Raw genomic sequence first — 6,027 nt, forward strand, 5'->3', positions numbered from 1 at the left:
GTTCACGATTCGGATCGACGCCGACCAACGAGGCCAGCTCGAACCAGCAGCACGTAGATCTGGCAGCCGACACAGTAGTCGAACACCGAGTTGAGGAATGCGGCGATAAAGGCCATGGCCGCAAAGATGACGAGTGCGTAGGGTACGGCCGCGAGGTGCAACACGATGCCGATCACGGTTACGGCGAAACCGACACCTTGCGAGAACGTTGGCGGCCGCGGATCTTCGAGGTGGCTAGGCGCGCTCAACCAACGACGAAGGGTGCTTTTGTAGAGCAAGCCATAGGGGTGTCGCTTGATCCCCGCGAACGCTCCCCAGGCGAAAAGGAGAGAAATGATACTGAACAGGATGAAAGCCGACTGGCTGGCTCGTGCGCCGATCCCCGCGGATGGCGACGCAGCAGCGTCCAAACCTAGACCGATCACAATGAGGAGCAGTACCGCAGTGATTCCGGCACCGAAACGGGGGCCGCGCGGGTCAATGCCGCCTTCACCGGGCTTGGCCACCAGGGCCGCCTTCGAATGGGAAAGCCGTGCCTGCTCGGGGGTGCCTGGCTGCTTCGAGTTGGTGGTCATTGTTGTCCTGCTCGTCAATTTGGGTCGCTAGAGAAGGACCGGGCTAAGCATCCGGTCGAGCTCAGCTCTCACGTCGTTAATTTTGGGAGCACCGCCGATGCGCGCCTGCAGCACGCCGTTGCCATTGAGAATGAAGGTAGTAGGAGACTGGAGCAGGTTGAACTTGTTCGCAATCTCGGGCCGTGAGGTCACGTCGATGTCCACGTGGATTACTGTTCCGGTTCCGTCATCGAGCTCGTCGGCGAGATCGCTCAACAGCGCGCGAGTCGTCTTGCAGGGGGTGCAGACCTGGGTGGAGAACTGCAGCAAAGTCACTCGGGAACCGAATGCCGGTGCATCCGGAATCGAAATGCGGTTCTCGGACGCTGCGCCAGTATTCGAGGTCCGCTGAATGCGGCCGGTTCGGGCACGCCAAACCACACCCAGCACGGTGGATACAGCCACCAAGCCGAGAAGCACAGTCAGGGTTTCCACAACAATCATCTCCCCATAGTATTTACTGATCGAGAGTATTTACTGATCGAGCGCGTCGACGTTGTGTGACGCGAGATTACTCAAGGTAAGTCCCGTGCAGCTTCGGATATTCCGATGTGGACCAGAAAAGTAGAACTCTTCGCAACGGTGCTGCGCCGCTACCTCGCCGAGCGCATCGCCATGTTCACCAGCATGATCGAGCAGGCCGGCGCCGACGAGATTCGTCAGCAACTTCAGGCCATGCATGTCACCGTCGACGCCTAGTGAATCGACACTCTGCTCACGTTCAGGGCGTTGCGGCGATGGTTGGATTCCAAGCGCGGTCGAGGGTATTGGCATAGATTGGATGGGCGGCTGCCGCCCGGGCGCCTGCGGCACTTGCGTGCGGGAGCTCACGAGCGGAACATCTGTGAAGGATACGTCTACCTCAGTCGAATTTTCCCTGGTGCAAGACCCACCTCCGGAGATTTCCGAGGAGGATGCCACGGCTCTCGCCGACACGCTTTTTGGCATTGACGCTACGGCCCGTTCGCTCGGCAGCCATCAGGACCGCAATTTCCTTCTGGACGACTCGGGCGAGCGCACTCTCCTGAAAATTTCCAACCCTGCCACCACAAAAGCTGAACTCGAGGCACAATCGCTCGCCGCCGCACACCTCGCCGCACGGGAGTCCAGCATCCGGGTGCCGCTCACCCGCACCGGACGTGACGGCGCACGCGTACAGGAACTCACGGTCGACGGCCAGCAACTGCACGCCCGCGTGCTCGACTTCGTCGACGGCACACCCCTCTCTGGCGGGCGCTACCTGTCCCCCCAGGCTGTACGCGCGATTGGAGCTCTCGCAGCTCGTGTCGCGGTCGCTTTCGCGGACTTCGATGCCCCCGGCATCGAGCGCTCAAACCAGTGGGATCTCCGCCGCGCTTCGGCCGTGCTCGACGCGCTCCTGCCTCATGTCGATGACGAAGCGCTCCGCTCGCGCCTTCGCGTGGCGGGCGATGCCGCGTGGGCACAGGTGTCTTCCTTATCCGCTGAGCTTCCGGTCCAGACGATCCACGGCGACCTCACCGACGATAATGTCGTCTCGAACGACACGCTCACGGGTGTTCCCGACGGGATCATCGACTTCGGCGATGTCAACCGTAGCTGGGCTGTCGGCGAGATCGCCATCACGGTTTCCTCCCTTTTGCACCACGCCGGGGCGACACTGCCGTCCGTCCTGCGCGCCGTCACCGCGTACCACTCAATCCGTCCGCTCTCGCTCGCTGAGGCCGAAGAGCTCTGGCCACTCGTGGTGCTCCGCAGCGTGATACTCGTCGCAAGCGGCCACCACGTGCAAACTACCGACCCCGACAATGAGTATGCGAGCGAGAACTTGCTGCACGAGTTGCGCATCTTCGAGCAGGCCACCTCCGTACCGTTGGCCGTGGCGAACGAACTCGTTCGCAGTTCGCTCGGACACGATGTGCGGCACGCCAGCCTGCCATCGGGCGGAACGCTGTTCCCGGCGCTGAATCCGAGCACTGTCGCAGTGCTGGATTTCTCGGCGACGAGTGCGGCGCTCGACAACGGGCGCTGGCTCGACGACGAAGCCGAAGCGGAGATCGCAGCCGAGGCCATCACCGCTGGTGCTTCCGCCACGGTTACCCGCTTCGCCGAGCCCCGGCTCACCCGCGCGCGCGTTCCGATCGATCCAGAGCCCCTGAATACTCCGCTCGGCATCGAGCTCACACTGGCAAAGCCGCAGGAACTGACCGCCCCCTGGCCGGGCATTGTCACACACAGCGCCGACGGTGTTGAGTTCCGCGGCAACGGAGTGCTTCTCACACTCGAGGGTGCTGAAGCGCTTGTTCCCACCGGCTCGGATGTGGACGCTGGCGCGCCAATCGCCCACGTGCAGCACCGGCTCTGCGTGCGGGCGTCGCTCGGCGACGTCGAGGTGCCCTGGTTTGTCGGCCCGGAACTCGCTGCCGCCTGGCGCACTCTCGCCTGCGATCCAACACCGCTCGTGCTTGGACAGACGCTTCCCAGCACCGACCGTGATTCGGCCGCCCTTATTGTTCGCCGACGGGGCACCGTCGCCGACGCCCAGGAGTTCTACTACGACGAGCCTCCGATGATGGTGCGCGGATGGAAAGAGTATCTCGTCGATGCCGATGCCCGGGTCTACCTCGACGTACTCAACAACGTCACCTCGATCGGACACGCGCACCCGCGCCTCGCCGACGCCGTCACCCGGCAGTGGAGCCTCCTGAATACCAATTCCCGCTTCAACTATCCGGAGGTCGTGGATTTTTCCGAGCGTTTGAGCGCGTTGCTCCCCGATACCCTCAGCTCAGTCTTCCTCGTCAATAGTGGCTCGGAGGCGGTCGACCTCGCGCTGCGCATTGCCCGGGCATGGAAAGGACGCAGCGACGTGCTCGCCGTTCGCGAGGCCTACCACGGCTGGACTTACCTTTCGGATGCCGTATCCACTTCGATCGCCGACAACCCTGACGCCCTCAGCACGCGGCCGGACTGGGTGCACACCGTCGATGCACCGAACACCTACCGAGGTAAGCACCGCGGCACGGAGTCCAGCCGCTACGCTGACGAGGCTGTGGCCGAGGTCGAGCGCCTGGCCGCCGCCGGAACCCCAGTCGGCGCCTTCATTGCGGAGACTTTCTACGGCAACGCAGGTGGCATCGCCCTGCCCGACGGCTACCTCGACGCGGTCTACAGCGCAGTGCGCAAATGTGGCGGCCTCGCGGTCGCCGACGAGGTTCAAGTCGGTTACGGCCGCCTCGGCGAGTGGTTCTGGGGCTTCGAGCAGCAAGGAGTTGTGCCGGATATCGTCGCGGCCGCCAAGGCTATGGGCAACGGGCATCCGCTCGGTGCAGTAATCACAACTCCGGAGATCGCCGCTCACTACCGCTCGCAGGGCTACTTCTTCTCCTCAGCAGGCGGCAGTCCGGTGTCGAGCGTTGTCGGTCTCACTGTGCTCGATGTGATCCGCGATGAAAAGTTGCAGGAGAACGCAGTCGAAACCGGCAGCTACCTCAAGAAGCGCCTCGCATCGCTTGGCGAGCGCCACCCGCTCGTCGGAACCGTGCACGGCAGCGGCTTCTATCTCGGTCTTGAATTCGTACGAGACCAGGCAACACTAGAACCGGCCACCGAGGAAACCCAGGCTATTTGCGAGCGCCTGCGTGAGGTGGGCGTCATCGTTCAACCCACGTCGGACCATCAGTGCGTGCTCAAGATTAAACCGCCGATGTGTCTCACGCGCGCGAGTGCCGACGCCTTCGTGGATGCCCTTGATCAGGTACTGACGACTGGGTGGTGACACCGGCCGACGAGAACGAGCCGTCGCCGACCTGCGCGAACAACTAGATCTCGGGATCACCCAGCGGCGCGGAATCGCTCCTCACCGCAGCGGTTTCTGCTGGCGGGGCAGTCAGCGGCTGGTTCGCGCTGTGGCGGCCGGGCTGCGGTTTTTGGTGCCCTATTTCACCGCCCCGTCGACCGCCGTGGGGCCGGCCGTGGTCGGCGTACTCCTCACGGAAGAATCCGATTCGCCACTGCCCCATCTCCATCCGGGCACCCGTGCGCAGCACCCGCCGGCCTGGGTGCTCGTCAGGGAGCGGCTGCGACCCTCCCCCAACCTCGCCCAGCGAATACAGAACATACTCGTCGTCGGATTCATGGCGAATCTCGGCGTGAAATGGCTGCAAGCCCGGGAGCTGCAGATCCGCCGACGGCGACGAACCAATCGTGGTGATGCCCGGCAGAAGTTCAACCTCGCGCGGCATTTGGCCATTCCAGTTCTCGGATCCAACCACGAAGAAGAGCCGAGGTCGACCTCCCCCAAATGCGTAGTGAGTTGTGGTGATCTTCCGGCGAATCAGGCGATCAAAGGTGGGCACGAGGGGCAACAGGGTTGCTGGCGGCAGCAGCACGGCACGAACTTTCGTGGTTCCGGCGCTGCGGCGTCGCAGCAGCGGAGCTAAGGCCTTCCGGCTGCCGAGAGCAATATGCGAGGAGCCGGTGAGCACACGCTGGGTGACCGACGCGTGCACAGCGCCAAGCTGAACTATCACACCGTCCGGGCCAGACAGGGAGACGCTGAGACCCCGCTCGGCCAGTGCTGTGGCGAGACCGCGAAGATCTTTGAGCTTAATCGTTCCTGTCTGCACGAAGAGTTCGGGCTTGTTGGAGTACACCTCGATGTGTAGGCCGCTGGCGGTAATGGTGCCGCTCATTTGTTCGGGCGCGGGCGCGGCGGTGTCGGATGACGCGGCCGATGTTCTGATCGGCTCCACGAGGGAAAAAACTAGGTCGACATCAAGTCGAGTGGTGGCGCTCATCGCTACGGGGCGAGCGGTTCGGTGCCGGACCCCTCGCTCGTGGTGACTCTCAGGGTTCCGTTCAACTTCCAGGTGGCGCGCGGAGCATCCGGACCGACATCACGCGGCACTTCGACGATCATGTCGATGAAGCTGTAGTTGATGACAGCGCTCTTGCCGGTGAGATACGACCACATCTCTTTACCGAGATCGGTCCAGTCCTTGATCTCGTGCACCTCGGGGCCTGCTGCGTTCGAAGCTGCTGTGGGGTTGTCGATGTCAGACATGGTTGCTTCCTTTTCGCTTGCGTTCAGGAATCAGGCAGCCATCGTGTTCGAGTCCGCCCACTCTAAGGCAACAATATCTGAGGCCGTCGCCTCGGGGAAGCCCCTTTCGAGAGATCTAGGGCATTCTCACCAGGAGTCGTTTAGATCAGTCGCCGCTTCCTAGCCCGGTCTACGAAGACTCCGGCAACTTGTCCAAAGATCAGCGCCGGCACATACGTGAAAACGGTAACCAGCGCGATAAGGGGCTCTCCTGTCTCTTCCGTGGGTTAATTCCTGCCGGGGAGCACGGGTTTGTGGCCACCGAGGCTGAGCATCGCGAGGGCGATGAGGGCGTCGGGGGATTTGAAGCCGAAGGCGATGCGGGTTATG

General features: G+C 62.8%; 6 protein-coding genes. 2 read left to right on the top strand and 4 right to left on the bottom strand.

Translation table 11 applies throughout. The features are described 5' to 3' along the window. Positions 1-2: 2 nt before the first annotated feature. Positions 3-575: a DUF4395 domain-containing protein gene (locus tag ACTJJW_RS04210; protein ID WP_462642877.1), complete on the bottom strand. Its 573-nt coding sequence runs from the start codon at positions 573-575 to the stop codon at positions 3-5. A gap of 27 nt (positions 576-602) precedes the next feature. After that, on the bottom strand, positions 603-1,058 hold the full coding sequence (locus ACTJJW_RS04215) for a TlpA family protein disulfide reductase (RefSeq protein WP_462642878.1): 456 nt from the start codon (positions 1,056-1,058) through the stop codon (positions 603-605). A gap of 105 nt (positions 1,059-1,163) precedes the next feature. On the opposite strand from ACTJJW_RS04215, the gene ACTJJW_RS04220 reads away from it, so the two are divergent. Both ACTJJW_RS04220 and ACTJJW_RS04225 read left to right on the top strand, forming a co-directional pair. Beyond that, positions 1,164-1,313: a hypothetical protein gene (locus ACTJJW_RS04220; RefSeq protein WP_462642879.1), complete on the top strand. Its 150-nt coding sequence runs from the start codon at positions 1,164-1,166 to the stop codon at positions 1,311-1,313. 181 nt (positions 1,314-1,494) lie between these two features. Then, entirely contained in the window at positions 1,495-4,371 is a 2,877-nt protein-coding gene (locus ACTJJW_RS04225) for an aminotransferase (RefSeq protein ID WP_462642880.1), read from the top strand. A 43-nt stretch (positions 4,372-4,414) separates the two neighbouring features. On the opposite strand, the gene ACTJJW_RS04230 is transcribed toward ACTJJW_RS04225, so the two are convergent. Both ACTJJW_RS04230 and ACTJJW_RS04235 read right to left on the bottom strand, forming a co-directional pair. Next, complete coding sequence (locus ACTJJW_RS04230; protein WP_462642881.1) at positions 4,415-5,392, bottom strand: FHA domain-containing protein; 978 nt, start codon at positions 5,390-5,392, stop codon at positions 4,415-4,417. 2 nt (positions 5,393-5,394) lie between these two features. Beyond that, positions 5,395-5,658, bottom strand: a complete 264-nt coding sequence (locus ACTJJW_RS04235) for a hypothetical protein (protein ID WP_462642882.1) — start codon at positions 5,656-5,658, stop codon at positions 5,395-5,397. Positions 5,659-6,027: the final 369 nt, after the last annotated feature.

The sequence above is a fragment of the Rhodoglobus galactosidasius genome, from assembly GCF_054957775.1.

What these genes read in the sequence shown, in the direction of transcription:
- ACTJJW_RS04220 (WP_462642879.1), top strand. Translation starts at nt 1,164, where the DNA reads ATGTGGACCAGAAAAGTAGAACTCTTCGCAACGGTGCTGCGCCGCTAC.
- ACTJJW_RS04210 (WP_462642877.1), bottom strand. Translation starts at nt 575, where the DNA reads ATGACCACCAACTCGAAGCAGCCAGGCACCCCCGAGCAGGCACGGCTT.
- ACTJJW_RS04235 (WP_462642882.1), bottom strand. Translation starts at nt 5,658, where the DNA reads ATGTCTGACATCGACAACCCCACAGCAGCTTCGAACGCAGCAGGCCCC.
- ACTJJW_RS04215 (WP_462642878.1), bottom strand. Translation starts at nt 1,058, where the DNA reads ATGATTGTTGTGGAAACCCTGACTGTGCTTCTCGGCTTGGTGGCTGTA.
- ACTJJW_RS04230 (WP_462642881.1), bottom strand. Translation starts at nt 5,392, where the DNA reads ATGAGCGCCACCACTCGACTTGATGTCGACCTAGTTTTTTCCCTCGTG.